At 67.4% G+C, this 24,898-nt stretch carries 26 protein-coding genes and 1 tRNA gene; 11 read left to right on the forward strand and 16 right to left on the reverse strand.

The window, feature by feature from the left end; genetic code table 11:
* Nucleotides 1–7: 7 nt before the first annotated feature.
* From sdhD to AC5P5V_RS00270, 3 genes are read right to left on the reverse strand one after another with little or no spacing between them, the layout of a single operon-like run.
* The gene (sdhD, locus tag AC5P5V_RS00260; RefSeq protein ID WP_005409077.1) at nt 8–394 is read right to left on the reverse strand and encodes a succinate dehydrogenase, hydrophobic membrane anchor protein; all 387 of its coding nucleotides are present in this window, start codon (nt 392–394) and stop codon (nt 8–10) included.
* Nucleotides 391–783, reverse strand: a complete 393-nt coding sequence (gene sdhC, locus AC5P5V_RS00265; protein ID WP_005416132.1) for a succinate dehydrogenase, cytochrome b556 subunit — start codon at nt 781–783, stop codon at nt 391–393. Before sdhC ends, sdhD begins: the two co-directional genes overlap by 4 nt.
* Nucleotides 784–839: 56 nt before the next feature.
* On the reverse strand, nt 840–1,010 hold the full coding sequence (locus AC5P5V_RS00270; protein ID WP_005409075.1) for a DUF1674 domain-containing protein: 171 nt from the start codon (nt 1,008–1,010) through the stop codon (nt 840–842).
* A gap of 39 nt (nt 1,011–1,049) precedes the next feature.
* Between AC5P5V_RS00270 and ygfZ the strand changes: the two genes are divergently transcribed.
* Nucleotides 1,050–1,925 carry a CAF17-like 4Fe-4S cluster assembly/insertion protein YgfZ gene (ygfZ, locus tag AC5P5V_RS00275; RefSeq protein ID WP_231352664.1) on the forward strand — a complete coding sequence of 292 codons (876 nt, stop codon included), beginning with the start codon at nt 1,050–1,052 and terminating at the stop codon, nt 1,923–1,925.
* A 103-nt stretch (nt 1,926–2,028) separates the two neighbouring features.
* On the opposite strand, the gene AC5P5V_RS00280 is transcribed toward ygfZ, so the two are convergent.
* Complete coding sequence (locus AC5P5V_RS00280) at nt 2,029–3,111, reverse strand: ABC transporter ATP-binding protein (RefSeq protein ID WP_134967727.1); 1,083 nt, start codon at nt 3,109–3,111, stop codon at nt 2,029–2,031.
* 352 nt (nt 3,112–3,463) lie between these two features.
* On the opposite strand from AC5P5V_RS00280, the gene zwf reads away from it, so the two are divergent.
* From zwf to eda, 5 genes are all read left to right on the forward strand, one after another.
* Nucleotides 3,464–4,900: a glucose-6-phosphate dehydrogenase gene (gene zwf, locus AC5P5V_RS00285; RefSeq protein WP_061480282.1), complete on the forward strand. Its 1,437-nt coding sequence runs from the start codon at nt 3,464–3,466 to the stop codon at nt 4,898–4,900.
* On the forward strand, nt 4,897–5,904 hold the full coding sequence (gene glk / locus AC5P5V_RS00290; RefSeq protein ID WP_061480283.1) for a glucokinase: 1,008 nt from the start codon (nt 4,897–4,899) through the stop codon (nt 5,902–5,904). Before zwf ends, glk begins: the two co-directional genes overlap by 4 nt.
* Nucleotides 5,901–6,623 (forward strand): 6-phosphogluconolactonase, encoded by a 723-nt coding sequence (gene pgl, locus AC5P5V_RS00295; RefSeq protein WP_495215791.1) that lies wholly within the window; start codon nt 5,901–5,903, stop codon nt 6,621–6,623. The genes glk and pgl overlap by 4 nt, the downstream gene beginning before the upstream one ends.
* Before the next feature lie 58 nt (nt 6,624–6,681).
* Nucleotides 6,682–8,598: a phosphogluconate dehydratase gene (gene edd, locus AC5P5V_RS00300; RefSeq protein ID WP_061480284.1), complete on the forward strand. Its 1,917-nt coding sequence runs from the start codon at nt 6,682–6,684 to the stop codon at nt 8,596–8,598.
* Nucleotides 8,599–8,803: 205 nt separating this feature from the next.
* Nucleotides 8,804–9,463, forward strand: coding sequence for a bifunctional 4-hydroxy-2-oxoglutarate aldolase/2-dehydro-3-deoxy-phosphogluconate aldolase (gene eda, locus AC5P5V_RS00305; protein WP_231352662.1), 660 nt, complete (start codon nt 8,804–8,806; stop codon nt 9,461–9,463).
* Between the two features lie 98 nt (nt 9,464–9,561).
* Here the strand turns inward: eda and AC5P5V_RS00310 are convergent, their stop codons facing one another.
* From AC5P5V_RS00310 to ispG, 3 genes are all read right to left on the reverse strand, one after another.
* Complete coding sequence (locus AC5P5V_RS00310; protein ID WP_005416124.1) at nt 9,562–10,209, reverse strand: response regulator; 648 nt, start codon at nt 10,207–10,209, stop codon at nt 9,562–9,564.
* Nucleotides 10,210–10,379: 170 nt separating this feature from the next.
* Complete coding sequence (locus AC5P5V_RS00315; RefSeq protein WP_061480287.1) at nt 10,380–11,159, reverse strand: phosphatase PAP2 family protein; 780 nt, start codon at nt 11,157–11,159, stop codon at nt 10,380–10,382.
* Complete coding sequence (ispG, locus tag AC5P5V_RS00320; protein WP_061480288.1) at nt 11,140–12,405, reverse strand: flavodoxin-dependent (E)-4-hydroxy-3-methylbut-2-enyl-diphosphate synthase; 1,266 nt, start codon at nt 12,403–12,405, stop codon at nt 11,140–11,142. The genes AC5P5V_RS00315 and ispG overlap by 20 nt, the downstream gene beginning before the upstream one ends.
* Before the next feature lie 114 nt (nt 12,406–12,519).
* On the opposite strand from ispG, the gene AC5P5V_RS00325 reads away from it, so the two are divergent.
* Together AC5P5V_RS00325 and AC5P5V_RS00330 are read left to right on the forward strand one after the other, a co-directional pair.
* A complete protein-coding gene (locus AC5P5V_RS00325) occupies nt 12,520–13,746 on the forward strand; it encodes an ATP-binding protein (RefSeq protein WP_049414674.1) in 1,227 nt (408 codons plus the stop codon).
* Nucleotides 13,743–14,306, forward strand: coding sequence for a response regulator transcription factor (locus tag AC5P5V_RS00330; protein WP_005409063.1), 564 nt, complete (start codon nt 13,743–13,745; stop codon nt 14,304–14,306). The genes AC5P5V_RS00325 and AC5P5V_RS00330 overlap by 4 nt, the downstream gene beginning before the upstream one ends.
* Nucleotides 14,307–14,338: 32 nt before the next feature.
* Here AC5P5V_RS00330 and pgi read toward each other — a convergent pair whose 3' ends face one another.
* The 6 genes from pgi to pcnB all read right to left on the reverse strand — a co-directional run bounded on the left by pgi (nt 14,339) and on the right by pcnB (nt 19,940).
* Nucleotides 14,339–15,853 (reverse strand): glucose-6-phosphate isomerase, encoded by a 1,515-nt coding sequence (pgi, locus tag AC5P5V_RS00335; RefSeq protein WP_049439728.1) that lies wholly within the window; start codon nt 15,851–15,853, stop codon nt 14,339–14,341.
* Complete coding sequence (panD, locus tag AC5P5V_RS00340) at nt 15,850–16,230, reverse strand: aspartate 1-decarboxylase (protein WP_006432456.1); 381 nt, start codon at nt 16,228–16,230, stop codon at nt 15,850–15,852. The genes pgi and panD overlap by 4 nt, the downstream gene beginning before the upstream one ends.
* A 161-nt stretch (nt 16,231–16,391) precedes the next feature.
* The gene (gene panC, locus AC5P5V_RS00345; RefSeq protein ID WP_061480289.1) at nt 16,392–17,231 is read right to left on the reverse strand and encodes a pantoate--beta-alanine ligase; all 840 of its coding nucleotides are present in this window, start codon (nt 17,229–17,231) and stop codon (nt 16,392–16,394) included.
* The gene (gene panB, locus AC5P5V_RS00350; protein WP_014646749.1) at nt 17,228–18,043 is read right to left on the reverse strand and encodes a 3-methyl-2-oxobutanoate hydroxymethyltransferase; all 816 of its coding nucleotides are present in this window, start codon (nt 18,041–18,043) and stop codon (nt 17,228–17,230) included. The genes panC and panB overlap by 4 nt, the downstream gene beginning before the upstream one ends.
* Nucleotides 18,044–18,077: 34 nt before the next feature.
* The gene (gene folK, locus AC5P5V_RS00355) at nt 18,078–18,563 is read right to left on the reverse strand and encodes a 2-amino-4-hydroxy-6-hydroxymethyldihydropteridine diphosphokinase (RefSeq protein WP_061480291.1); all 486 of its coding nucleotides are present in this window, start codon (nt 18,561–18,563) and stop codon (nt 18,078–18,080) included.
* Nucleotides 18,564–18,566: 3 nt separating this feature from the next.
* A complete protein-coding gene (gene pcnB, locus AC5P5V_RS00360) occupies nt 18,567–19,940 on the reverse strand; it encodes a polynucleotide adenylyltransferase PcnB (protein ID WP_061480298.1) in 1,374 nt (457 codons plus the stop codon).
* A 52-nt stretch (nt 19,941–19,992) separates the two neighbouring features.
* Between pcnB and AC5P5V_RS00365 the strand changes: the two genes are divergently transcribed.
* A tRNA-Glu gene (locus tag AC5P5V_RS00365) sits at nt 19,993–20,067 on the forward strand.
* Between the two features lie 537 nt (nt 20,068–20,604).
* Here the strand turns inward: AC5P5V_RS00365 and AC5P5V_RS00370 are convergent.
* A complete protein-coding gene (locus tag AC5P5V_RS00370; RefSeq protein WP_134967728.1) occupies nt 20,605–22,029 on the reverse strand; it encodes a sugar porter family MFS transporter in 1,425 nt (474 codons plus the stop codon).
* Between the two features lie 194 nt (nt 22,030–22,223).
* On the opposite strand from AC5P5V_RS00370, the gene fdxA reads away from it, so the two are divergent.
* The gene (gene fdxA, locus AC5P5V_RS00375; protein ID WP_005409054.1) at nt 22,224–22,547 is read left to right on the forward strand and encodes a ferredoxin FdxA; all 324 of its coding nucleotides are present in this window, start codon (nt 22,224–22,226) and stop codon (nt 22,545–22,547) included.
* 169 nt (nt 22,548–22,716) lie between these two features.
* Here the strand turns inward: fdxA and AC5P5V_RS00380 are convergent, their stop codons facing one another.
* Both AC5P5V_RS00380 and dapA read right to left on the reverse strand, forming a co-directional pair.
* A complete protein-coding gene (locus AC5P5V_RS00380; RefSeq protein WP_005416115.1) occupies nt 22,717–23,232 on the reverse strand; it encodes a hypothetical protein in 516 nt (171 codons plus the stop codon).
* Nucleotides 23,233–23,264: 32 nt separating this feature from the next.
* Nucleotides 23,265–24,158: a 4-hydroxy-tetrahydrodipicolinate synthase gene (gene dapA, locus AC5P5V_RS00385; protein ID WP_061480294.1), complete on the reverse strand. Its 894-nt coding sequence runs from the start codon at nt 24,156–24,158 to the stop codon at nt 23,265–23,267.
* A gap of 164 nt (nt 24,159–24,322) precedes the next feature.
* On the opposite strand from dapA, the gene AC5P5V_RS00390 reads away from it, so the two are divergent.
* Nucleotides 24,323–24,883, forward strand: a complete 561-nt coding sequence (locus AC5P5V_RS00390) for a glycine cleavage system transcriptional repressor (protein WP_005409051.1) — start codon at nt 24,323–24,325, stop codon at nt 24,881–24,883.
* Nucleotides 24,884–24,898: the final 15 nt, after the last annotated feature.

Consider the following 24,898-nt stretch of genomic DNA (forward strand, 5'->3'; position numbering starts at 1 on the left):
CCTGGGCTCAGGCAACGCCGAGGGCGATGCGGCCCACCGCAAACACACTGACGATCATGCCGAGCACGGCGACGAACTTCACCGCGGTCTGCAGCACCAGGGCCAGCAGCGATTCGTGGATGTAGTCTTCCAGCACGACCTGCATGCCGAGCTGCGCGTGCCAGAACATGGCGATCAGCAGGCCGATCAACGGCACTGCATTCCACGGCTTGGCCACGGCGGCGGCGGCGGTCGCGTAATCCGAGCCCAGCAGGCCCAGCACGAAGACCAGGAACCAGATGCCCAGCACCACCAGCGCGGCAGCGGTCAGGCGCTGGTGCACGAAGTGCTCGGTGCCGGTCTTGGCCGAGCCCAGGCCGCGCACGTTCTTCAGCGGGGTACGGAACTTGCTCACGCGGCACCTCCGAACATCACATAGGCCCACACCAGCAGGGTGATCACCAGGCTGCCGATGACCGACAGCCAGCTGCTGCGGATGAAGGCAGGGATGCTGAAGCCGATGGCGAAGTCCTGCACCACATGGCGGATGCCATTGCACAGGTGATAGGCGAACGACCATGTCCACGCGAACAGGAACACGCGGCCATACCAGGCCCCGGCATGGCCGGTGAAGCAGTTCCAGGACTCGGGCCCCATCATCAGGGCCAGCAGGCCGGCAGCGATGATGAGGGCACCAACAGACAGAAAGATGCCGGTGGCTCGATGCAGGATCGAGGTGGCCATCTGAATCTGCCAGCGATACACCTGAAGGTGCGGGGAAAGTGGGCGTTGTCTGGTCGCCATTCGCTGGGCTCGTTGTCTCGGCTGGGCGGCACGCGGCCGCGTTGGCTCAATGCTGATCAGAAATCGATGCAGCGTCCGTTTTTCTCCCAATCGCCATACCGCACCGGATCAAGTCCGCCGCGGCCGCCGAATTCCTCTGCTTTTTCCTGTTCCACAGGCACGGGTGCCGCGGGGACCAGCGGGGCTTCAGATTCGTCGTCGGGAGTGGGGGTTGTTTGGCCTATCATGTTCGGTCTCGCAACGCACAAATTTTAGACCTCGTTCACGTGCCTGACAACCTGCCCCCTGCTTTCGTCGGATATCCGCGCCTGCCCGGCCACCAGCTGCTGAGCCTGCAGGGCCCGGATGCGGCCGCCTTCGCCCACGCCCAGTTCAGCAGCGACGTCACCGCGCTGCCCCTGCTGCACTGGCAGTGGAGCGCCTGGCTGAGTGCCAAGGGCCGCACCCTGGCAGTGTTCCAGCTGCTCCGGCTGGCCGACGATCACGTGATGCTGGTGCTGGCCGACGGCGATGCCGATGCGATTGCGTCGCAACTGCAGCGCTTCGTGTTCCGCCGCAAGGTGAAGGTGCAGGTGCGCAGCGATCTGGCGGTGGCCGGCGCGTTCACCGCACCCGAGGCCGCCAGTGGCGCCGCGATTGCGCAGACCGCAGGTGACGGTTGGGAGCTGGACCTGGGCAGCGACGCCTTGCCGCGGACCCTGCGCATCGGGGCGACGGATGCCGTTGCATCCGGCAGCGAAATCGATGAAGCCGCCTTCGCCCTCGCCTGGCGCCAGGCCGACCTGCGCTACGGATTGCCGCGCTTGGACGAAAGCCAGCGCGAAGTGTGGACCCCGCAGCAGCTGGGCCTGGACCGCCTGAATGGCTACAGCGTGAAGAAAGGCTGCTACCCAGGCCAGGAAATCGTCGCCCGCACCCACTTCCTCGGCAAGGCCAAGCGCGCGGTGCAGCTGCTGCATACCGCGGCACCGGCGCAGGCCGGCGATGGCGTGCTGCAGGACGGCGCGACGCTGGGCACGGTCGCCAGCGTGGCCGGTGAACTGGCGCTGGCGGTGCTGCCGCTGGAGGCCAGCGACGCCGAGCTGCAGGTGGGTGGTGCGGTGGCGCAGCGTGTGCCGCTACTGGATGGATTGGCGCGCTGAGGTTCACGCCGGGCACGGCCCGGCGCTACCGCCGCCATGGTGGGTGCGGACCGTTGGTCCGCACCGCAACGAAGCAGCCGAGCGTGGGCTCGGCTCTACAGCGTCAGAGGCGCTCGCCGGTTTCCGGGTTGAAGAAGTGCAGCCCCTGCGGGTGAATCGCCACGCGGATCTGCTCGCCCACTGCTGGCAGCGACTGCGGTGCCACGCGCATGGTCAGCGCATGCTGGCCACTGCTCAGATTGACGAAGATCTCGTTGCCGACCGGCTCGATGCCTTCGATGCGCGCGGTGAATGCATGCGCATCATCGGCAGCCGCCGGCTGCAGGTGCTCCGGGCGCACGCCCACCGCGATCGGCTTCTGCAGCCATGCCGGATCGATCATCGCCTGGCCCAGCGGTGCACGCCATTCGCCGTCGACCACGCTCACGCCGCCGGCATCGCCCTGCAACGTGCCACGCAGCACGTTCATCGCCGGGCTGCCGAGGAAACCGGCCACGAACAGGTTGGCCGGGCGATCGTACAGCGCCATCGGCGTATCGATCTGCTGGATGATGCCGTCCTTCAGCACCACGATGCGCTGGCCCAGGGTCATCGCTTCGACCTGGTCGTGCGTCACGTAGATCATGGTGGTGCCCAGCTTGCGGTGCAGCTGCGCGATCTCGGTACGCACGCTGTGCCGCAGCTTGGCGTCGAGGTTGGACAGCGGCTCGTCGAGCAGGAATACCGCCGGCTCGCGCACCAGCGCCCGGCCCAGTGCCACGCGCTGGCGCTGGCCACCGGACATCGCCTTGGGCAGCTTGTCCATCATCTCGGTCAGGCCCAGCGTCTGCGCCGCCTCGGCAATGCGCTTGTCGATGGTCGCCTTGTCATGCCCGCGCAGCTTCAGGCCGAAGGCCAGGTTCTCGGCCACGGTCATGTGCGGGTACAACGCGTAGCTCTGGAACACCATGGCGATGTCGCGATCCTTCGGCGCCACGTCGTTGACCATGCGATCACCGATGGTCAGCGTGCCGCCGCTGATCTCTTCCAGGCCCGCCACCATCCGCAACAGGGTCGACTTGCCACAGCCGGACGGACCGACCAGCACCATCAGCTCGCCATCGGCGACCTCGAAGCTGGCGTCCTTCACCGCGACCTGGCCGTTGTCATAGACCTTGCGCACACCCTGCAACTGCACTTTTGCCATATCACCTATCCGGTCCGCCCGAAGCCGGGCTGTCTTTTGGGACTGCCTCGGCCCTCCCGATGGCAGTGATGATTGCGCGCTTGCGGCATGACGGCGAGCACTGCAATCGAATACAGTTGCCCATTCTGCCATGTAAACGTTTTCACGTGGCACTATCCGATGATCGGTGCGCACCGATCTGCGTCGGCGGTTGAACGAAGGTTCCGCCGAGGTAGTGGTTTCGAATGGAACGGTCTTCCGCAACCCCGGAGATCGCCCCTGACGAACCTCGGACAGGCAGTTGCGCGGATGTCCCCCGAACCCAGCCATGAAGCGATTGACAACGATGTCACCCGGATCTGAAACTCGAGCGATGCACGACACCCTCTTCCTGTTCGGTGCCACAGGTGATCTGGCCCAGCGCTACCTGTTCCCTTCGCTGCTTCGCCTGCTTGGCGACGGCCTGCTGCCGGAGGACTTCCGCATCCGCGCACTGGCCCTGTCCGGGCATGACACCGAAGCCTTCCATGACATCCTGCGGCCGCGCCTGCAGCAGGCCATGCCGATGGCCACGCAGGACGACATTGCTGCCCTGCTGCGCCGCATCGACTACCGTTCGGTGGACCTGCGCGACGTCGACTCGGTTGCCGCCGCGGTCTCCGACCTGGTGCACCGCAAGTGCGTCAGCTACCTGGCCATTCCGCCGGGCCTGTACATTTCCACCTGCGAAGGCCTGGCCAAGGGCGGCGCCCTCGCCGCCCCGGCACGCCTGATGCTGGAGAAGCCGATCGGCAGCGACAGCCAGAGCGCCGAGGAAATCATCAGCACCATCGGCCAGTGGATCGACGAGGACCGCGTGTTCCGCCTCGACCACTACCTGGGCAAGGCGGCAGTGCAGAACCTGATCGCGCTGCGCTTCGGCAATACGCTGCTGGAAGCGGTGTGGAACCGCAACTACATCGAATCGGTGCACATCCTGGTGGCCGAGAGCGAAGGCGTGGATGGCCGTGACGCCTACTATGCCCGCTCCGGCGCGCTGCGCGACATGGTGCAGAGCCACATCCTGCAGCTGCTGTGCATGGTGGCGATGGAGCCGCCGGCGTCGCTGGAGGCCGACCGCATCCGCGACGAGAAGGTCAAGGTGCTGCGCGCCCTTCGCCCGCTCGACGCGAAGCACGCCGCGCGTGACAGCATCCGCGGCCGCTACACCGCCGGCACCATCAACGGCCAGCCGGCGCAGGCTTACCAGCCGCCGGAAGGCAGCGACGTGGAAACCTTCGCCGGTGTCACCGCGCATATCGACAACTGGCGCTGGAGCGGGGTGCCGTTCCATCTGGTCACCGGCAAGCGCCTGCCCGAGCGCACCACCCGCGTGGTGGTCACGCTGAAGCCGGTCACCCATTGGCTGTTCGAGCGCCCGCAGCGCGCGCAGGCCGCACCGAACCGCCTGGTGTTCCAGCTGCAGCCGCAGGAAAACATCGAACTGGGCCTGATGAGCAGCCTGGCCGGCCCGGAATGGGGCGCGCTGGAACTGCATCCGCTGGAACTGGAACTGTCGGTGCCAACCGGCCTGCATCGCCGCATCGCTTACGAGCGCCTGTTCCTGGACGCCTTCAATGGCAATCACACGCTGTTCGTGCGCGACGACGAAGTGCGTGCAGCGTGGGCCTGGATCGACAGCGTGGCCGACGCCTGGAAGGACGCCAAGCTGCCGCTGGAACCCTACCCCGCCGGCCAATGGGGCCCGAGCAATGCCGGCGAGTTCCTGCCGCAGGGCGTGGACGCACCGGACAGTGGAGCGTCGGCATGAGGGCCAGTTCGCAGCCGGTGCTGGTGGCCGACATCGGTGGCACCAATGCCCGCTTCGCCCTGGCTGACACCTCGCAGGACGCACCTCTGCAGAAGGACAGCATCCGCGAGTACGCGGTGACGGAGTTCCCTTCGCTGGGTGATGCCGCGCGCCACCATCTGGAACAGATCGGTGCCACCGCAAGCCGCGGCGTGTTCGCAGTGGCCGGTCGCGTTGATGGTGATGAAGCACGCATCACCAACCATCCGTGGGTGATCTCGCGCAGCCGCACCGCAGCGATGCTCGGTTTCGACGAACTGCACCTGATCAACGACTTTGCCGCACAGGCGATGGCGATCTCGCTGCTGCAGCCCGAGGACGTGGTCCAGGTCGGCGGTGCCGCCTGGGTACCGGGCAAGCCGGGCCAGCCGCGCAACTACGCAGTGATCGGGCCGGGTACCGGCCTCGGCGTGGGCGGCCTGATCATGCGCCACGGCCGCTGCTACCCTCTGGAAACCGAAGGCGGCCATGTCAGCTTCCCGCCGGGAACCCCGGAAGAGATCCGCATCCTCGAGATCCTGTCCGAACAGTTCGGCCGCGTCTCCAACGAGCGCCTGATCTGTGGCCCCGGTCTGGTCAACATCCACCGCGCCGTGTGCGAGATGGCCGGTATCGACCCGGGCCAGCTGCAGCCGGTGGACGTGACCGCCCGCGCCCTGCACGGTGATCCGCAGGCAATGCGCACCGTGGACGTGTTCTGTGCCGTGTTCGGCGCCATCGCCGGTGACCTGGTGCTCACCCAGGGCGCCTGGGATGGCGTGTTCCTGACCGGCGGCCTGACCCCGAAGATGCTCGATTCGCTGCAGCACTCTGGTTTCCGCCAGCGCTTCGAACACAAGGGCCGCTTCTCCTCCATCATGGCGCGCGTGCCCTCATTGGCGGTGATGCATCCCCACGCCGGATTGCTGGGCGCCGCCGCCTATGCCACCGACGCCGAACGTGACGCACCAGGAGTTGCCGCATGAACCCCAGCTTCCACGACGATCGCATCGAGTTCATCCAGCACGGCGACGCCGACGGCTGGATCGAGGCGGTGGCCGCTGAGATGGCACGCACCCTCAACCACGACATCAATGAAGTGGGCCGCGCCCGCATCCTGTTGTCCGGCGGCACCACGCCGGCCCCGGTCTATCAGGCACTGGCCGAGCTGGACGTGCACTGGGACCGGGTTGAAGTGAGCCTGGCCGACGAGCGCTGGCTGTCGCCGCAGGATCGCGACAGCAACGCCTGGCTGGTGCGCGAGCACCTGCTCAAGCGTACCGAGGGCGCCCACTTCGATCCGCTGGTACGGATCGGCAAGCCACTGCCCGAATGCGTGTACACCGCCAACCTGCAGGCGCAGCACAGCCAGCCGCCGAGCCTGGTAGCGCTGGGCATGGGCAACGACGGGCACACCGCCTCGCTGTTCCCGGGCTCGAAAGACCTCGCACGCGTACTGGAAAGCACCCTGCCCTACGCCGCGCTGGATGCCACTGGCTGCCCAGGCGCGAACCAGTGGCCGCTGCGCATCACGCTGACCCCGCACGGCCTGCGCCAGTGCCGCCAGCGCCTGTTGCTGCTGCGCGGCAAGCAGAAGCTGCAGGTACTGCGCCAGGCGCTGGACAGCAACGATGCCCAGCAGTATCCGATCCTCAATGCGATCAACCTGGAAGGCGCGCGCCTGCGCGTCCACTGGGCTGATTGATGTCGGCGGCGGCGCCGTGCCGCCGCTTGCCTCTCGCCACCACGAACGCCGGTAGCCAATGAGCCTCCATCCTCAACTGCAAGCCATCACTGAGCGCGTCATCCGCCGCAGCGCCGCCTCGCGCGCCGCCTATCTGGCCGCGATCGATGCCTCCCTGCGTGAGGGCCCGTTCCGCAGCCGCCTGAGTTGCGGCAACCTCGCCCACGGGTTCGCCGCCTGCGGCGGCACCGACAAGAGCCGCCTGCGCGGCGGCGTGACGCCGAACCTGGGCATCATCACCGCCTACAACGACATGCTGTCGGCGCACCAGCCGTTCGAGACCTATCCCGAACAGATCCGCGACATCGCCCGCGAGCTGGGCGCCACCGCACAGGTCGCCGGCGGCGTCCCTGCAATGTGCGACGGTGTCACCCAGGGCCGTGGTGGCATGGAGCTGTCACTGTTCTCGCGCGATGTCATTGCCCAGGCCACGGCCATCGGCCTCAGCCATGACATGTTCGATACCACCGTCTACCTCGGCGTGTGCGACAAGATCGTGCCGGGCCTGCTGATCGGTGCGCTGGCCTTCGGCCATCTGCCGGCGGTGTTCGTACCGGCCGGCCCAATGACCCCGGGCATCCCGAACAAGCAGAAGGCCGAAGTGCGCGAACGCTACGCCGCCGGTGAGGCCACCCGCGAAGAGCTGCTGGAAGCCGAGTCCGCGTCGTACCACGGTGCGGGCACCTGCACCTTCTACGGCACGGCCAACTCCAACCAGGTGCTGCTGGAAGCCATGGGCGTGCAGTTGCCGGGCGCCTCGTTTGTCAATCCGGGCACGCCGCTGCGCGACGCCCTGACCCGCGAGGCAACCGAACGCGCGCTGGACATCACCGCACTGGGCGACGACTTCCGCCCGCTGGGCCGGATCATCGACGAGCGCGCGATCATCAATGCGGTCATCGCGCTGATGGCCACTGGTGGTTCGACCAACCACACCATCCACTGGATCGCGGTGGCGCGTGCGGCCGGCATCGTGCTGACCTGGGACGACTTCGACGAACTGTCGCAGCTGATTCCGCTGCTGGCCCGTGTCTATCCGAACGGCGAGGCCGACGTGAACCGTTTCGCGGCCGCTGGCGGCCCGGCCTTCGTGTTCGGCGAGCTGATCAAGGCGGGCCTGATGCACGGCGACCTGGTCAGCGTCGCGCGTGGCGGCATGGCCGACTATGCGCGCGAGCCGCAGCTGCGTGACGGCCGGCTGGTCTACCTGCCGGGCCTGGAACACAGTGCCGATGACGAAGTGGTGCGTGGGGTCGACAATCCGTTCGAGCACCAGGGTGGCCTGCGCCTGCTGCGCGGCAACCTCGGCAAGTCGCTGATCAAGCTGTCGGCGGTGAAACCGCAGTACCGGACGATCGAAGCACCGGCGGTGGTGGTCGATGCACCGCAGGTATTGAACAAGCTGCACGCCGGTGGCCTGCTGCCGCAGGACTTCGTGGCGGTGGTGCGTTACCAGGGTCCGCGTGCCAACGGCATGCCCGAACTGCATTCGCTGGCACCGCTGCTGGGCCTGCTGCAGAACCAGGGCCGGCGCGTGGCGCTGGTCACCGACGGCCGCCTGTCCGGTGCGTCGGGCAAGATCCCAGCGGCCATCCATGTGACGCCGGAAGCGGCGCGCGGTGGCCCGCTGGCCAAGGTCCGCGAGGGCGACATGATCCGCCTCGACGGTGAGGCCGGCACGCTGGAAGTGCTGGTGGACGCGGCGGAATGGGCAGCACGTCCGCTGGCGCCGAACACCGCGCCGGCCGCGCATGACCTGGGCCGCAATCTGTTTGCGATCAACCGTCGCGTGGTGGGTCCGGCGGACCAAGGGGCGATTTCGATTTCGTGCGGGCCGGCGGCGGCCGATGGCGGGCCGTGGGACTACGACGCGGAGTATGAGCTGGGGCACGATGCGGCAGCGGCGGCGGCGCCGCATGAGGCGAAAGACGCCTGACGCGAAAAGCCGCGGCAGGCTTCCCGGCTTCGGCAGTAGAGCGCCCTGGCCGGGACACGCCGTAAACCCATCCATGGGGGCTCGATCGCGGCATCCATGCCGCTCACGGTCCCGGCCAGGGCGCTCTAATGCCCTTGGACAATTCCCGGCGCGTCATTTGCGCTGCGGCCACTGAATCAAGAAGAGCAAAGGCAAGGGCAAAAGCATGGGTATCGAACGACATCAGGTGAAGGCGGCGGAGCTGTTGCATGCGGCGGGCATCCTGCCCGTGGTGACGATTCATACGCTGGACCAGGCCCGCGCGGTGAGTGCGGCGCTGCTGGAAGGTGGTCTGCCGGCGATCGAGCTGACGCTGCGCACGCCGGTGGCGATGGAAGCGCTGGCAATGCTCAAGCGCGAGCTGCCGGACGTGGTGGTGGGTGCCGGTACGGTGCTGACCGTGGAGCAGATGCAGCAGTCGATCGATGCGGGTGCGGACTTCCTGGTGACCCCGGGGACGCCGCCGGCGCTGGCTGATGCACTTGCCGCTGCGCCGCTGCCGGTGGTGCCAGGTGCGGCGACGCCGACCGAGCTGCTGTCGCTCTACGCCCGCGGCTTCCGCGTGTGCAAGCTGTTCCCGGCCACAGCCGTGGGCGGGCTGGCGATGATCAAGGGACTGGCCGGCCCGGTGGCGGACCTGAAGCTGTGCCCGACCGGCGGCATCACCGAGAACACCGCCGCCGAGTACCTTGAGCAGAAGAACGTGGTCTGCATCGGCGGTTCGTGGATGGTACCGGGCAACTGGATCGCCGGCGGCGAATGGGACAAGGTGCGCGCCAGCGCCGCCGACGCGGCGAAGATCATCAAGCGCGTGCGCGGCCTCTGAGCCCGAAGCAGGTGTAGAGCCGAGCCCATGCTCGGCTCCACTCCAGCGGAATGGAGAGCAGCCGAGCATGGGCTCGGCTCTACGGAAGACCGAATCCCTTACAACGGCCGCGCCGGATCCACCAGCCCGTACTGGCTGGCCATGCGCGCCAGCGCGATGTTGTCGTGGATCCCCATCTTCTCGAACAACCGCGCCTTGTGCGTGTTCACCGTCTTGGCACTCAGGCTCAGGCGCCGCGCGATGTCTTCCTGGCGCAGGCCCTGGGTCAGCAGCAATGCTACTTCCAGTTCTCGCGGCGACAGGCTGTCGAACGGCGAACCATTGCCCTCCACCGTCGACAAGGCCAGGTTCTGCGCGATGCTGGTGCCCAGGTAGCGACGGCCCATGGCCACATCGCGCACCGCGCGCAGCAGCTCCTGTGCATCGCAGCCCTTGCCGATGTAGCCCGCGGCCCCCGCCTCCAGCAAGCGCTTCGGCAGCGGCCCGTCTTCCAGCACCGACACGATCACCACGCGGGTGTTGCGGTGGCTGCGGACGATGCGCTCGGTCACTTCCATGCCACTCACACCGGGCAGGTGCAGGTCGCACAGCACCACGTCCGGCAGCAGCTGGCGGACGTCGCGCAGTGCGTCTTCACCGGTCTCGGCTTCGCCCACCACCTCGATGTCGGTCTCCCCCGACAGGATCATCTTCATCCCGGTGCGGACCAGCGCATGGTCATCCACCAGGTAGACTCGAATCGTCATTCACGTACCTCTTCGAATGCGGCCATTGCAGGTCAAGCTAGGCAGGACGCCGATACCCCTGCAAGCGCGTTCGGGACGCGATCCGGGCGTTCTGCCTTGCGCATCACAGTAACGCGCGTTGTGCTTGCCCCCTGTCTTGCAGAACCTGCTGCAACGAAACAACTGATCTATTACGTAGACGCCGCGGAAGGGTCATCCACGTCACCCCCCTGTGATGATGCTTCGCTGGCCGTCGCTGGCGGCGAATCCCGACGTCGCCAAGGATGCCGGCGACTGAACATGACCAGATAGCACCCTACCACCCAAACCAGCGCGGCACACCATCCGGCCAGGATGTCCGAGGGATAATGCACGCCCAGATAGACCCGTGAGACGCTCACCAGCAGGCTGAACGGGGGCGCCAGCAGCAGTACCGGCCAGCGCCAGCGTGTATTCCAGGCCAGCAGCACCAGGGTCGCGGCAAGGGTCATCGAGCCCATGGCGTGCCCGCTGGGGAAGCTGAACGTCGATTCCGGCGCAATCGACTCCCACAGGCTGGGGCGCTGGCGCTGGAAGAAGTGCTTGCTGCCCATGTTCAGCAACGCCGATCCCACGAAACTGACCGCGACGAAGGTCGCCTCGCGCCAGCGCCGGTAGCCCAGCAGCGCACCGATGATCAGCACGTCAGCAGGGATCAGGAACCACTCGTAGCCCAGTTTCGAGATGAGCACGAAGAAGCGGTCCAGCCATGGCGAATGCAGGCCATGCATCTGCCACAGCAGCGGCGCATCGAAATGGAACGATTCAAATTCGTGCACTTCGTCCGCCAGGGCGACGAAGCCGGCCAGCGGCAGCAGCACGCCGCCGAACAGCAGGACCAGGCGCCAGGCATTGCGCGCCATCCAGTGGCGGAAACCGGAGGCGGACTCCGGTGCGGCGAGGATCGCAGGCTTATCCGGCGCTTCGGACATATTTGTGTTCGACGTAATCGTCGATCAGGGCGACGAACTCCTGGGCGATGTTGTCGCCACGCAGGGTCACCTTCTTCTCGCCATCGACGAATACCGGTGCCGCCGGCGTCTCGCCCGTGCCCGGCAGGGAGATGCCGATGTTGGCATGGCGCGACTCACCCGGCCCGTTGACGATGCAGCCCATCACCGCCAGGGTCATGTTCTCCGCACCCGGGTGGTGGATCTTCCACAGCGGCATCTTCTCGCGCACGTGGTTCTGCACCACTTTGGCCAGTTCCTGGAAGAACTCGGAGGTGGTGCGGCCGCAGCCCGGGCAGGCCGTGACCAGCGGCGTGAAGGCGCGCTGGCCGGTGGTCTGCAGCAGTTCCTGGGCGACGATCACTTCCTGCGTGCGCGACTGGCCCGGCTCCGGGGTCAGCGAGATGCGGATGGTGTCACCGATGCCTTCCTGCAGCAGCACGCTCAGCGCTGCCGACGAGGCGACGATGCCCTTGCTACCGATACCGGCTTCGGTCAGGCCCAGGTGCAGGGCGAAGTCCGAGCGCTGGGCCAGGTCGCGGTACACCGCGATCAGTTCCTGCACGCCACTGACCTTGGCCGACAGCACGATGCGATCGCGCGGCAGGCCGAGTTCCACCGCCTGCTCGGCCGAATCCAGGGCCGAGCGGATCAGCGCTTCGCGCAGCACGCGGCCGGCATCCCAGGGCTGTTCGCGCAGGCTGTTCTCGTCCATCAGCTTCGCCGCCAGGGCCTGGTCCAGCGAGCCCCAGTTGGCGCCGATGCGCACCGGCTTGTTGTAGCGGATCGCGAACTCGATCAACTGGGCGAACTGCAGGTCCTTCTTCTTGCCGAAGCCGACATTGCCCGGGTTGATGCGGTACTTGGCCAACGCTTCCGCACATGCCGGCTCGGCGGTGAGCAGCTGGTGGCCGTTGTAGTGGAAGTCACCGATCAGCGGTACATCGATACCCATCATCGCCAGCTTGTCGACGATGCGCGGAATGGCCGCAGCGGCTTCCACGGTGTTGACGGTCAACCGCACCATCTCCGAGCCGGCACGCCACAACTCGGCCACCTGCTTCACGCTGGAGGCCACGTCGGAGGTATCGGTGTTGGTCATCGACTGCACCACCACCGGCTTGCCGCCGCCTACGGTGACCCCGCCGATCTGGACGGCATGGGTCTGGCGACGGGGCCAGGCGGTGGCATCGGAGGGGGGAGTCGGGCGGGTGACGGCGTCGTGCATGGGCGCATTCTACCGCCCACTCCCGCATTCGGGGTGACTCGCATTCAGCCTGCGGCACGGCTGCGGCCGATTGTCGCAGGCATGTACACGCATGAACGCATACGATGAGCGTGAATGACCGGTCCCGACGCCCCGTTTCTCCGTACCCTGTGCAGCCTGCGCTGGCTTGCCGTAGGCGGCCAGGCCGCCACCATCCTGGTCGCGACCTGGGTGCTGGGCCTGCCGTTGCCGCAGCTGCCGTTGTGGGCCGGCGTGGCGGTGCTGGCCCTGTTCAACGTCTACACCCAGCTGCGCCCGGAAGCGGCCGACACTGCGCCGCTGACCGCATTCGGCCATATCCTGGTGGACGTGATCATCTTGACCTGGATGGTGGGCTGGAGCGGCGGCATGGCCAACCCGTTCAGTTCACTGTTCCTGATCCTGATCGCGCTGGCCGCGTTCGCCCTGCCCCTGCGCTGGGCACTGGCGGTCGCGCTGGCCTGCCTGCTCGGCTACGCCGCCAGCGGCATCTTCGGGCAGGCGCTGCCGGACGGCTACTTCCGCGCTCAGGACCTCAATCGCTGGGGCGTGGTCGCCAACTTCCTGATTTCCGCCACAGTGGTGCTGGCCTTCTCCACCCGCCTGGCACTGGCCCTGCGGGAGCGCGAACTGGAACTGTCGGCGCTGCGTGAGCGCTTCGCCCGCAACGAGGGCATCGTCGCCCTGGCCACCCATGCCGCCTCGGTGGCACATGAACTGAACACGCCGCTGGCGACCATGACCCTGCTCGCCGACGATGTCGCCGAGCGCAGCGAAGAGCCGGAAGTGCGCGAGGACATGGAAACCCTGCGCGAGCTGCTGGTGCAGTGCCGCGAGCGCGTGCTGGCACTGGCCGCACCGGCTTCGGCCGATGCACCGGGTCGCAGCCACTCCAGCGCCCAGCAGGTGCTGGAGCAATGGCGCCTGGTGCGACCGACCATCGACCTGCATCGCAACGACGATGCGCCGCTGCGGCTGCCGCTCGACCCGGGCGTAGGCCACCTGCTGATGGTCCTGCTCAACAATGCCGCCGATGCCGGCGAGAAGGCCGGCCGGCCGCGCGTGGACCTGGACCTGCGCATCGAGGGCGACGACCTGATCGGCGAAGTACGCGACTACGGCCATGGTTTCGACGCCCGTGCCGCCGTGCTGCCGGGCAAGCTGTTCGGCAGCAGCAAGAGCGAGGGCATGGGCGTCGGCCTGGCCCTGTCCCATGCCACCATCGAACGCCTCGACGGCGAGATGTGGATGCGCCCGGCCCAAGGGGCCGGCAGCCGCGTCGGCTTCCGCCTGCCGCTGGCCCCACGCGAGGAAACCCCATGAGCGCCTCAACCCTTGGTCTGCTGGTCGACGACGACGAGCTGTACCTGCGTACCCTGCAGCGCAGCCTGGCCCGCAAGGGCCTGGAAACACAGACCGCACAGGATGCCGCCAGTGCCCTGGCACTGGCCCGCCAGCATCCGCCGGCGTTCGCGCTGATCGACCTGAAGCTGGGCAGCGATTCCGGCCTGGCGCTGATCCAGCCGCTGCGCGCACTGCGCGCGGACATGCGCATCCTGCTGGTGACCGGCTATGCCAGCATCGCCACCGCAGTGGAGGCGATCAAGCTGGGCGCGGATGATTACCTGCCGAAGCCGGCCACGGTGCCGATGATCCTGCGCGCGCTTGGCGAGGAGGACGACGGCCCGGCCGACGACGGCGAAATGGAAGTGCCCGATGCGATGACGCCGATCAGCCGCCTGCAGTGGGAACATATCCAGCAGGCGATGCACGAGACCGGCGGCAACGTGTCAGCGGCCGCACGCCTGCTCGGCATGCACCGGCGCTCGCTGCAGCGCAAGCTGGCCAAGCGGCCCAGCCCGGAACGCGATCCGAGCCGGTGAGACGCCACGCCGTGCACCGGTAGTGCCGGGCATCAGCCCTTCAACTGCGCCAGGATCTCGCGGGTCATCGGATCGGCAACCGCCACATCCTCGCCCTGCAGCGCCGGCAACAGGCCACTGGCCAGCTGCTTGCCCAGCTCGACACCGAACTGGTCGAAGGCGTTGATGTTCCAGATCACCGACTGCACGTATACAGCGTGCTCGTACATGGCGATCAGTGCACCCAGCGCCTGCGGGGTCAACGCGTCGAGCAGGATCAGCGTACTCGGCCGGCCTCCCGGGTAGTCGCGGTGCGGATCTTCGCTGCCCTGGCCATTGGCCAGCGCTTCGGTCTGCGCCAGCAGGTTGGCCAGCAGGGCCTGGTGATTGATCGTGTAGGGATCATCGTTGTGCACGCAGCCGATGAAATCGGCCGGAACGATGCTGGTGCCCTGGTGCAGCGCCTGGAAGAAGCTGTGCTGCACGTCGGTCCCTGCCCCGCCCCACCACACCGGCACGGTGTCGACGGTGACCGGCTGGCCGTCGCGCTGCACGCGCTTGCCCAGGCTTTCCATCACCAGCTGCTGCAGGTAAGCCGGCAGCAGCGCCAGGCGCTGGTCGTAGGTCATCACCGCGTGCGTGGCATGGCCCAGCAGGTTGCGGTTCCAGATGTCGGTGAGGCCGTGCAGCACCGGCAGGTTGCGCTCCAGCGGTGCATCCAGCGCATGCGCATCCATCTGCGCGGCGCCTTCCAGCAGCTGCTCGAAACGCTCGAAGCCGATCGCCAGCGCGATCGGGAAACCCACCGCCGACCACAGCGAATAACGGCCACCGACCCAGTCCCACATCGGCAGCACGCGATCGGCGGCGATCGCGAAGGCCTTGGCAGCGCGCTCCGGATTGGCGCTGACCGCATACAGGCGCTCGCTGCCGCCCAGCCAGTCGTGCAGGATCTGGCCGTTGAGCAGGGTTTCCTGGGTACCGAAGGTCTTGGAGATCAGGATGCCGGCAGTCTTCGCCGGATCCAGCGTGGCCAGCGTGCGCTGCATGGCGGCGCCGTCCACATTCGACACGAAATGCACACGCAGGCGCGCACCGGTGACCGGGCGCAGCGCATCGGCGACCAGGCGCGGGCCGAGGTCGGACCCCCCGATGCCGACACTGACCACATCGGTCACGCCACTGTCTTCCAGCGCGCGCACCAGCACGCCCATGCGCTGGCGGATGCCGCGCGCGGTGGCATAGGCCTCGGCCGCCACCGGCGCATCGACCACGTCGCCACGCAGCGCGGTATGCAGCGCGGCGCGGCCTTCGGTCAGATTGACCTGCTCGCCGCGGAACAGGCGGGTGATGGCGCCGCCGACATCACGGTCGGCGGCCAGCGCCAGCAACGCCTGCAGCGCCGCGGCATCGTACTTCTGGCGGGCGAAGTTGACGTACAACGGACCGACCCGCAGCGCCAGGTCCTGCACGCGGCCGGGTTCGGCGGCGAGCAGGCTGGGAATGCTTGCGCCCTTCAGGCGCTGGGCGTGGGAATGCAGCGAGTCGAATCCGTTGTTCGTTGTCATGCGGCCTGGGTCGGGATCGTGTCGTTGGTGTGGGTGATCTGGTTGTTGCCATCAACGTACACCAGCTTCGGCTTGAAGCTGTCAGCTTCCTGCTCGGTCATGCTGGCGAACGCGGCGATGATGATGATGTCGCCGACCTGCACGTGGCGCGCGGCGCCACCGTTGAGCGAGACAACGCCGCTGCCGGCTTCGGCGCGGATGGCATAGGTCGAGAAGCGCGCACCGTTGGTCACGTCCCAGATATGCACCTGTTCGAACTCGCGGATGCCCGTGGCAGCCAGCAGGTTGTCGTCGATGGCGATCGAGCCTTCGTAGTTCAGCTCGGAATGGGTGACGGTGGCGCGGTGGATCTTGGTCTTGAGCAGGGACAGGTGCATGGGGGCGCTGCAACGGCAAAGGAAAGAGCGGATTCTAGCACCCGCACAGCGCGGGGCATTACGGCCGGCAACCTGTTCAGGTAGGCGGTGAAACCGGGGGCGGATCCCTTTTCCCCTGGGAAAGGGATCTGACCCCATGCATCGCGCGGCACAGCCGGAACTCAGAACTCCAGGTTGTCGATCAGCCGGGTGGTACCCAGCCGTGCGGCGATCAGCGCCACCCGGCCGCCGCCGTCGAAGGTCGGCTCGGCCAGCTCCGGAGTGCGCAGCACCGCGTAGTCAACCTGGAAACCGGCCGCCTGCAACGCGGCAGTGGCCTCGGCCTCGATGCGTTCACGTGCCTGCCCGGCCACGTAGCCTTCGCGCATGCCCAGCAGGGTCCGGTGGATGGTGGTCGCGACCGGACGCTGTTCGGCGCTCAGGTACTGGTTGCGCGAGCTCTTGGCCAGGCCGTCCTCGTCGCGCACGATCTCGGCGCCGACGATCTGGACCGGGAACGACAGCTCGGCCACCATCTGCTTGATCACGGCCAGCTGCTGGTAGTCCTTGCGACCGAACACGGCCACGTCCGGCTGCACCTGCAGGAACAGGCGTGCCACCACCGTGCAGACGCCATCGAAGTGCCCCGGACGGCTCGCACCTTCCAGCACTTCACTCACGCCCGGCGCGTGCATGCGCGTGGTCTTGTCCACGCCCAGCGGGTACATCGCCTCGACGCTGGGCAGCCACACCGCATCGCAGCCTGCCTGCTCCAGCCCGGCCACGTCGGCCTCGGGCGTGCGCGGGTAGCGGCTGAAGTCCTCGTTCGGCCCGAACTGGGTCGGGTTGACGAAGATGCTCGCCACCACCTTGTCGGCGTACTGGCGGGCCAGGGCCACCAGCGAATGGTGGCCCCCATGCAGGTTGCCCATGGTCGGCACCAGCGCCACGCGCAGGCCCTCGCGCTTCCACTGGGCGATCTGCCCGCGCAGCGCGCCGAGCTCGTTGAAGGTCTGGATCATTGGGCGTAGGCGTGCTGTTCGTCGGGGAAGCTGCCATCGCGCACGGCGTCGGCAAACGCGCGGGTGGCACCGGCCACCGAGCCGCCTTCGGCAAGGAAATCCTTGACGAACTTGGGACGGCGATGGCCACTGTCCAGGCCGAGGAAATCGTGCAGCACCAGCACCTGGCCATCGCACTGCGGGCCAGCACCGATACCGATGGTCGGCACATCCACCGCAGCGGTCACTTCGGCGGCGACGGGGGTCGGCACGCATTCGAGCACCATGATGCTGGCGCCTGCGGCGGCCACCGCCCTGGCATCCTCCACCAGCTGGCGCGCAGCATCGCCGCGGCCCTGGATCTTGAAGCCGCCCAGGCGCAGCACCGATTGCGGGGTCAGGCCCAGGTGCGCGCAGACCGGAATCTCGCGCTCGACCAGGTAGCGGATGATGTCGACCTTGAAGCCGGCACCTTCGATCTTGACCATCTCGGCACCGGCCTGCAGCAGCTGCAGCGATGCATCCAGCGCGCGTTCCGGGGTGGCGTCGGCGCCGAACGGCAGGTCGGCCACCAGCAGCGCTCGCTGCAGTACGCGGGCCACGGCGCGGGTGTGGTAGACCATGTCGGCCACGGTCACCGGCAAGGTCGAATCATGGCCCTGCACGACCATGCCCAGCGAATCGCCGATCAGGATCAGATCAACGCCATTCGCGTCGAAAGTGCGGGCGAAGCCAGCGTCGTAGGCGGTCAACATGACCAGCTTCTGGCCATTGCGCTTGGCCTCGGCCAGGGCGGGAACGGTCCAGGGCTTGCTGTCTGCGTGGGTGCTCATGTGCTGATAACCGGGGGAGATAACCCGGTCATTATCACCCTATCGGCGCAATCCCGCAGGCATCCACCCGCACCACTGCATCCCGCACGCTGCCATGACCGGGAATGGCCAGATCAGGCGCGATTTCGGCCAGCGGCACCAACACGAAGGCGCGCTCGTGCAGGTAGGGATGGGGTACCTGCAGACCGGGCTGATCGAGGACCTGCGTGCCATACAGCAGCAGGTCCAGGTCCAGCGCGCGCGGCCCCCAGTGCACCGCCGGATCGCGCACGCGGCCAAAGCCCCGCTCCAGCGCCAGCATCGCCTGCAGCAACTCATCGGCCGGCAAGGTGGTTTCGACCGCAGCCACGGCATTGACGAACGGCGGCTGGTCTTCATTGCCCCAGGCCGGCGTTGCATAGAGCCGCGAGGCCTGTCGCAGGCGCGTTCCCGGCAGGCCATCCAGCGCGGCAATCGCCGCGCCCACGGTCGCGGCCGCGTCGCCAAGGTTGGCGCCGAGGCCGATCCAGGCGAGGGTCATCGCTTACTCGCCCGCCGCAGCAGCACCGGGACGTCGACGGCGACGGCGGCGCTTGCGCGGTGCCCCGCTCTCGTCATCGCCGTCTTCACTGTGCATCGCATCCAGCGACGACTCCAGCTCGCGACCGGACTGCGCCTGTGCTTCGCGCCAGAACTCGACATCCACTGCATGCTCGGACGAAGCGACCTGGCGCAGGCTGAGGAAATCGAACGCGGCGCGGAAGCGCGGGTGGGTCAGGGTACGGAACACGCGCTTGCGCTGGCGCGAGCTGAAGCGCGACTGCAGCAGCCAGATCTCCTGCATCGGCAGCGAGAAGCGGCGCGGCAGCGCGATGGTGCTGAGCTGCTGCACGGTGACCCGGTCGGCGGCGCGGCGCTGCGCCTCTTCCGGTGCCACCCCCTGCTTGAGCAGGGTCGCCTGTGCGCGGCAGAACGCCGGCCACAGCAGCAACGCGAACAGGAACGCCGGCGAGACCGGCTCGTCGTTGGCCACGCGGACATCGGTGTTGGCCAGGCCTTCGACCAGCATGCGGCGCAGCGCGCCGGTGCGGTTGGACTTCAGCGCCTTGGCGCTCTCCGGGAACAGCACGTCCAGCAGGCCGTAACGCTCAAGGCCTTCGAAGCTGGCCACACCGTGCCCGGACAGGAACAGCTTGAGCACTTCCTCGAACAGGCGCGCCGGCGCGGCTTCATTGAGCAGGCCGGCCAGGTGCGGGATGGGCGCAGCGGTCCCCTCTTCGATCTGGAAGCCGAGCTTGGCCGCCAGGCGCACCGCACGCAGCATGCGCACCGGGTCTTCCCGATAACGCTGCTCGGGATCGCCGATCAGCTTCATCAGGCGCGCCTGGACGTCTTCGAAGCCGCCGGTGTAATCACGCACCGAGAAGTCCTCGATGGCGTAGTACAGGGCGTTGCAGGTGAAGTCGCGGCGGATGGCGTCGTCTTCGATGGTGCCGTACACGTTGTCGCGCACGAGCATGCCGTTTTCCATCTCGCGGTCGCCGCTGCCGTCATCGCTGTTGGCACGGAAGGTGGCGACTTCGATGATTTCGCGGCCGAACACTACGTGGGCGAGGCGGAACCGACGACCGATCAGGCGGCAGTTGCGGAACAGCTGCTTGACCTGTTCGGGCGTGGCATCGGTGGCCACGTCGAAATCCTTGGGTTGGCCATTGACCAGCAGGTCGCGCACCGCGCCGCCGACAAGGTAGGCGCCGAAGCCGGCATCGCGCAGGCGATAAAGCACGCGCAGGGCGTTCGGGCTGATGTCCTTGCGGGAGATCGTGTGCTGGTCGCGCGGGATGACGCGCAGGCTGAACGGTGATGTAGCAGGGGAAATGATGTTGGCGCTTCCGGTTGAAGTTTCGGGATTGCCCAATGGCATCGAGGTGCATATACTAGCGCTCCTGCCTCGGCAGCGACACAGTTACGCTCCCTTCGTCTAGTGGTTAGGACGTGGCCCTCTCAAGGCTAAAACAGGGGTTCGAGTCCCCTAGGGAGCGCCAGTCGCCGCAGCAGGAACCGAAAAAGCCCGCCTTGTGCGGGCTTTTCTGTTTTCCGGGGTTTGCATTGGCATCGGTCGGCCTGGTCGCAGTAGCGCCTCCCTGTCCCTGCGCGGGAGGGGGCGGGCCACCCTGGCCTGGACACGCAAAAGCCCATCCATGGTGCTCGATGGCGCCTTGCTCGCGTGCGCTGTCCTGCGCACGCGGCAAGACCAGGGTTGGGCTCCTGCCCAACCCGTCGGGCGCATGCGCCCAACCCATGGCGCCAACGGTCCAGTCAAGGGTGACCCACCCCCTCCTGACAGTTTCCCGCGACGGCGGCACGAACAGCCTCGTTCCTCCGCAGCCAATTCAATCCCGACGCGCAGACCTGCGTCCGCCACCCGCAATGTGTCGAGAGGCTGCAGGCCAGCCGATCCAGGACCGTTGGCGCCATGGATGGCGCCATCGAGCCCCATGGATGGGTTTACGGCGTGTCCTGGATCGGCTGGCCTGCAGCCTCCCCACGGAGAAAGGAGGCGCTGAAACACGGGCCGGCCGTCAGCCTTCCATCTGCTCCAGCTCCTTGCCCTTGGTCTCGCGCACGTAGCGGACCACGAAGACGATCGAGAGGATCGCCGCGACGGCGTAGATGCCATAGGCGCCGGCCAGGCCGATGCCGGCCAGCAGCATCGGGAACGTCACGGTGATCGCGAAGTTCGAGGTCCATTGCGCCGCACCCGCCACCGCCAGCGCCGGGCCGCGGATCTGGTTGGGGAACATCTCGCCCAGCATCACCCACATCACCGGGCCCCAGGACATGTTGAAGAACACCACGTAGACGTTGGCTGCCACCAGCGCCAGCCGCCCCATGCCATCGGACAGCTGCAGGCGCCCATCGACAAGGCTGCCGCTGGCAAACGCCGCCACCATCAGCACCAGCGCCACCGACATGCCGACCGAGCCGATCCACAGCAGCGGCCTGCGCCCAATGCGGTCGATCAGCAGTACCGTCAGCAGGCAGGCACCGATGCTCAGCGCGCCGGACAACACGTTGATCAGCAGCGCGTCGCTTTCCGAGAAACCCACCGCCTGCCACAGCACCGCGCCGTAGTAGAACACCACGTTGATGCCGACCAGCTGCTGGAACATGGCCAGGCCGATACCCACCCAGAGGATCGGGCGCAGCTTGCCAGTGGCCTTGTTGCGCAGGTCGCCGAAGCGCGGCTTGTGCTGGTCCTGGGCCAGGCTCGCCTCGATCTCGGCCTGCTTGGCGGTGGCCCCGGCCTCGCCGTACAGCCGCGCCAGCACCGCCCTCGCCTGCCCCTGGCGCCCCTTCAACACCAGGAAGCGCGGGCTTTCCGGGATCACCAGCAACAACAGCAGGAACAGCCCCGAGGGCAGCGCCTGCATCCAGAACATCCAGCGCCAGGCCTCATGGCCCAGCCAAAGGGGCGCGGTCGAGGCGCCGGCGGCACGCGCCAGCAGGTAATTGCTGAGGAAGGCCGCAAACAAACCGCAGATGATCGCCATCTGCTGCACCGTGGCCAGCCGGCCGCGGTAACGCGCCGAGGCGACTTCGGCGATGTAGGCCGGTGACATCACGCTGGCCGCGCCCACCGCGAAACCGCCCAGCACGCGGGCGGCGATGAACAGCCAGGACGCGTGGGCCGCGCCGGCACCGAGCGCCGAGACAAGGAACATCAGCGCGGACACGATCAGGACACCGCGGCGCCCCAGGCGATCACCCAGCCACCCGGCCAGGAAGGCGCCGATCGCGCAGCCCAGCAGCATCGAGGCGACTTCGAAACCGAGCGCCGCCTCACTGGAGTTGAAGGCCTGGCGGAGGCCATCGACCGTGCCATTGATGACACCACTGTCGAAACCGAACAGGAATCCACCAAGGGTGGCCACGCAGCTGATCAGGACGATGAATGCAGTGTTCTCACCGCCCTGGGGCGCGGTGCTGGGCTGGGTTTGGGACATGGACGATCCTGCTGGGAAGGGAGTCCGGCCACGGTGGGCGACCGAGTGCCCCGCAGCGTCGCACAGCCCCCGCCGTGCCGCCAATGACTCCCACGGTCGCGCCTGCCAGACGCCCGTTTTCCGCCCCGCGCCGACACCGGGGGCCAACCTGTTCTAGAATTGGCGGGTTCAGGAATCGATCCACCCCCAAGCCCATGCCCTTTGTCGTCACCGAAAACTGCATCAAGTGCAAACACACCGATTGCGTGGAAGTGTGCCCCGTGGATTGCTTCCACGAAGGCCCGAACTTCCTGGTGATCGACCCGGATGAGTGCATCGACTGCACCCTCTGCGAGCCGGAGTGCCCGGTCAATGCGATCTTCCCGGAGGACGATGTTCCTGCCGGACAGGAAGGCTTCGTTGCCCTCAACGCCGAGCTGGCGAAGGAGTGGCCGGTGCTGACCGTGCGCAAGGACCCGCCCGCCGACGCCGGCGAATGGGATGGCAAGCCGGACAAGCTGAAGCTGCTGGAGCGCTGAGAAGCGCCTGCTGCGACAACGAAAAAGGGCGCCTTGGGCGCCCTTTTCCATTTCCGGTAGCGCCGGGCCATGCCCGGCGGATCCTGGGCCGCGCTTCAAGCTCGCCGGGCATGGCCCGGCGCTACCCAAGGCGGGTGCGGACCAAGGCCCGCAGCCACCCGACCAGCCCTTACTGGGCGAGCTTCGCCTTCAGAGCGGCGATCAGCTTCACCGGCGCTTCGGCGGTGGCCGGCAGGCCACGCGGGTCAACCGCGGAGATGTAGGCGCCGGCATCGACGGCCACTACGCGGACCAGGAAGTTGCTGCCCTCGTAGGCCACGTCGTACGAACCCAGCAACTGCGCGCGGCTGGCGATGGTCACGCCCTCCACGCCTTCCAGCGCGGTACCGACCTTGGCGAAGGCTTCATCCTTGCCACCGGCAATGGTGAAACCGGTGCTGCCGGCTGCCGGAGCCGCAGCAACCGGCGCCGCCGGCTTGGTGGCCGAGGCCAACGTCGGCACCTTGTTGTCGGTGGTGGCATTGGGCAGGTTCAGGTCCGGCGGCACTTCCAGCGGACGCATTTCCGGGGCCAGGGCGTAGTCGCCCTTGGCGCCGCGCTTGAAGCAGCCGGTGGTGCCGGCAGCGACCGCCACAGCAAGCAGGGCATAGGACAGCACGCGGACGGTGGAAACGGATTGACGCATGTGAATCTCCTGGGTCAGACCAAGACGGAAGGTCAGTGGCTGGAAAGGGCTTCGAGGGCGGCGATGTCGCCGGCAAGATGGTCGGCAGCCGGATGATGCGCTGCCGACAACGGCAGCAGTGGCAGGCGCAGGTCGTGACCGATGCCGATGCGGCGCAGCAGCGCCTTGACCGGGATCGGGTTCGGTTCGACGCCGCAGAAATCATGGAAGGGATGCAGGCGCGCATCCCACGACGCGGTGGCTTCGTGGTCGTGTGCGGCGGCCAGCTCGCACATCCGGCGGTAGGCACCGGGAAGCACGTTGGAACCCACTGAGATCAGGCCGTCGATACCGGCCTGGATCGAACGCGCGGCCGTACCGTCGTCACCGCTGAGCACGGCGAACTGTGGGCTGCGCAGAGCGAGCAGCGCCTGCACCCGGCCGGTGTCACCCACCGCCTCCTTGATGCCGACGATGTTGGGGTGGCTGGCCAGCTCGGCCACGGTCTCAGGCTGCATGTCGCAACCGGTACGGCCGGGCACGTTGTACAGCACGACCGGCAGCCCACCCTGGTCGGCCACCGCACGGTAGTGCGCGATCAGGCCGGCCTGGGTGGGGCGCACGTACGGCGGCGTGACCACCAGCGCGTGGCTGGCGCCGAGGGCGGCGGCACGACGGGTCTGTTCGATGGTCTTGGCAGTGCCCGAAAGACCGGTACCGGCCATGACCGGAATGCGGCCGCCGATGCGCTCGACCGCGCTGGCCAGCAGCAGGTCGTACTCGGCGTCGGTGAGGGTTGCCGCTTCGCCGGTAGAGCCGGCTACGACAACACCATGGACGCCACCTTCCAGTTGCAGGTGCAGCAGGCGCTGCCAACCGTCGGGATCGAGGGCGCCGTCGGCCCGGAACGGGGTCGCCAGCGCGGTGATGAGGCCGGAAAGGGACAAGGACGTGCTGCTCTTGGCTGGGAAGGGAAAACGCCCGCCACGAAAGGCCGGGGGCGACTTGAATGTTACTTGCGGCGCGAAAGCACGGGCAAGTATGCTGGACACCGGTGGATCCCCGCCTCTGGCGGGCATTCAGACTAACGCATGCATTACCCGGAATCGCCTTGACCGACACCACCCCGCGCCCCGCGCCGAGCGAAAACCACCTCCTGATCAACGCCTATACGACGCATCCGGAGTCCCCCCTGCTGTCCGTCACCCGCCGCATCGCCGACAGCGGCTGCAATCTGGTGGATGCACGCCTGGCCACGGTCGGCCGCGATGTCTCGGTCACCGCCCTGGCCACCGGCTCCTGGGACTCGGTGGCCAAGCTTGAGGCGATGCTGACCCGGCTGGAGCGCGAGGAAGGCCTGAAGCTGGTCTGGTACCGCACCGCCGCCAAGCAGGCGCAGTCCAACCTGCTGCCGTACATCGTCGAAGTGATCGCCGCCGACAAGCCGGGCATCCTGTTCCAGCTGGCCGACTTCTTCGACCGCCAGGGCATCACCATCGAGAACCTGCAGAGCACGCGCTACCGCGCCATGCAGACCGGCGCGGAAATGTTCAGCGCACAGGTCACCATCGGCGTGCCGGCCAACATGCATATCGCCGCGCTGCGCGACGATTTCCTCGAGTTCTGCGACCACCTGAACCTGGACGCGATCATGGATCCGATGAAGTTCTGATTCTTCGCGCGTCTC

It is taken from the genome of Stenotrophomonas sp. YJH_SMC_130, from assembly GCF_059369035.1.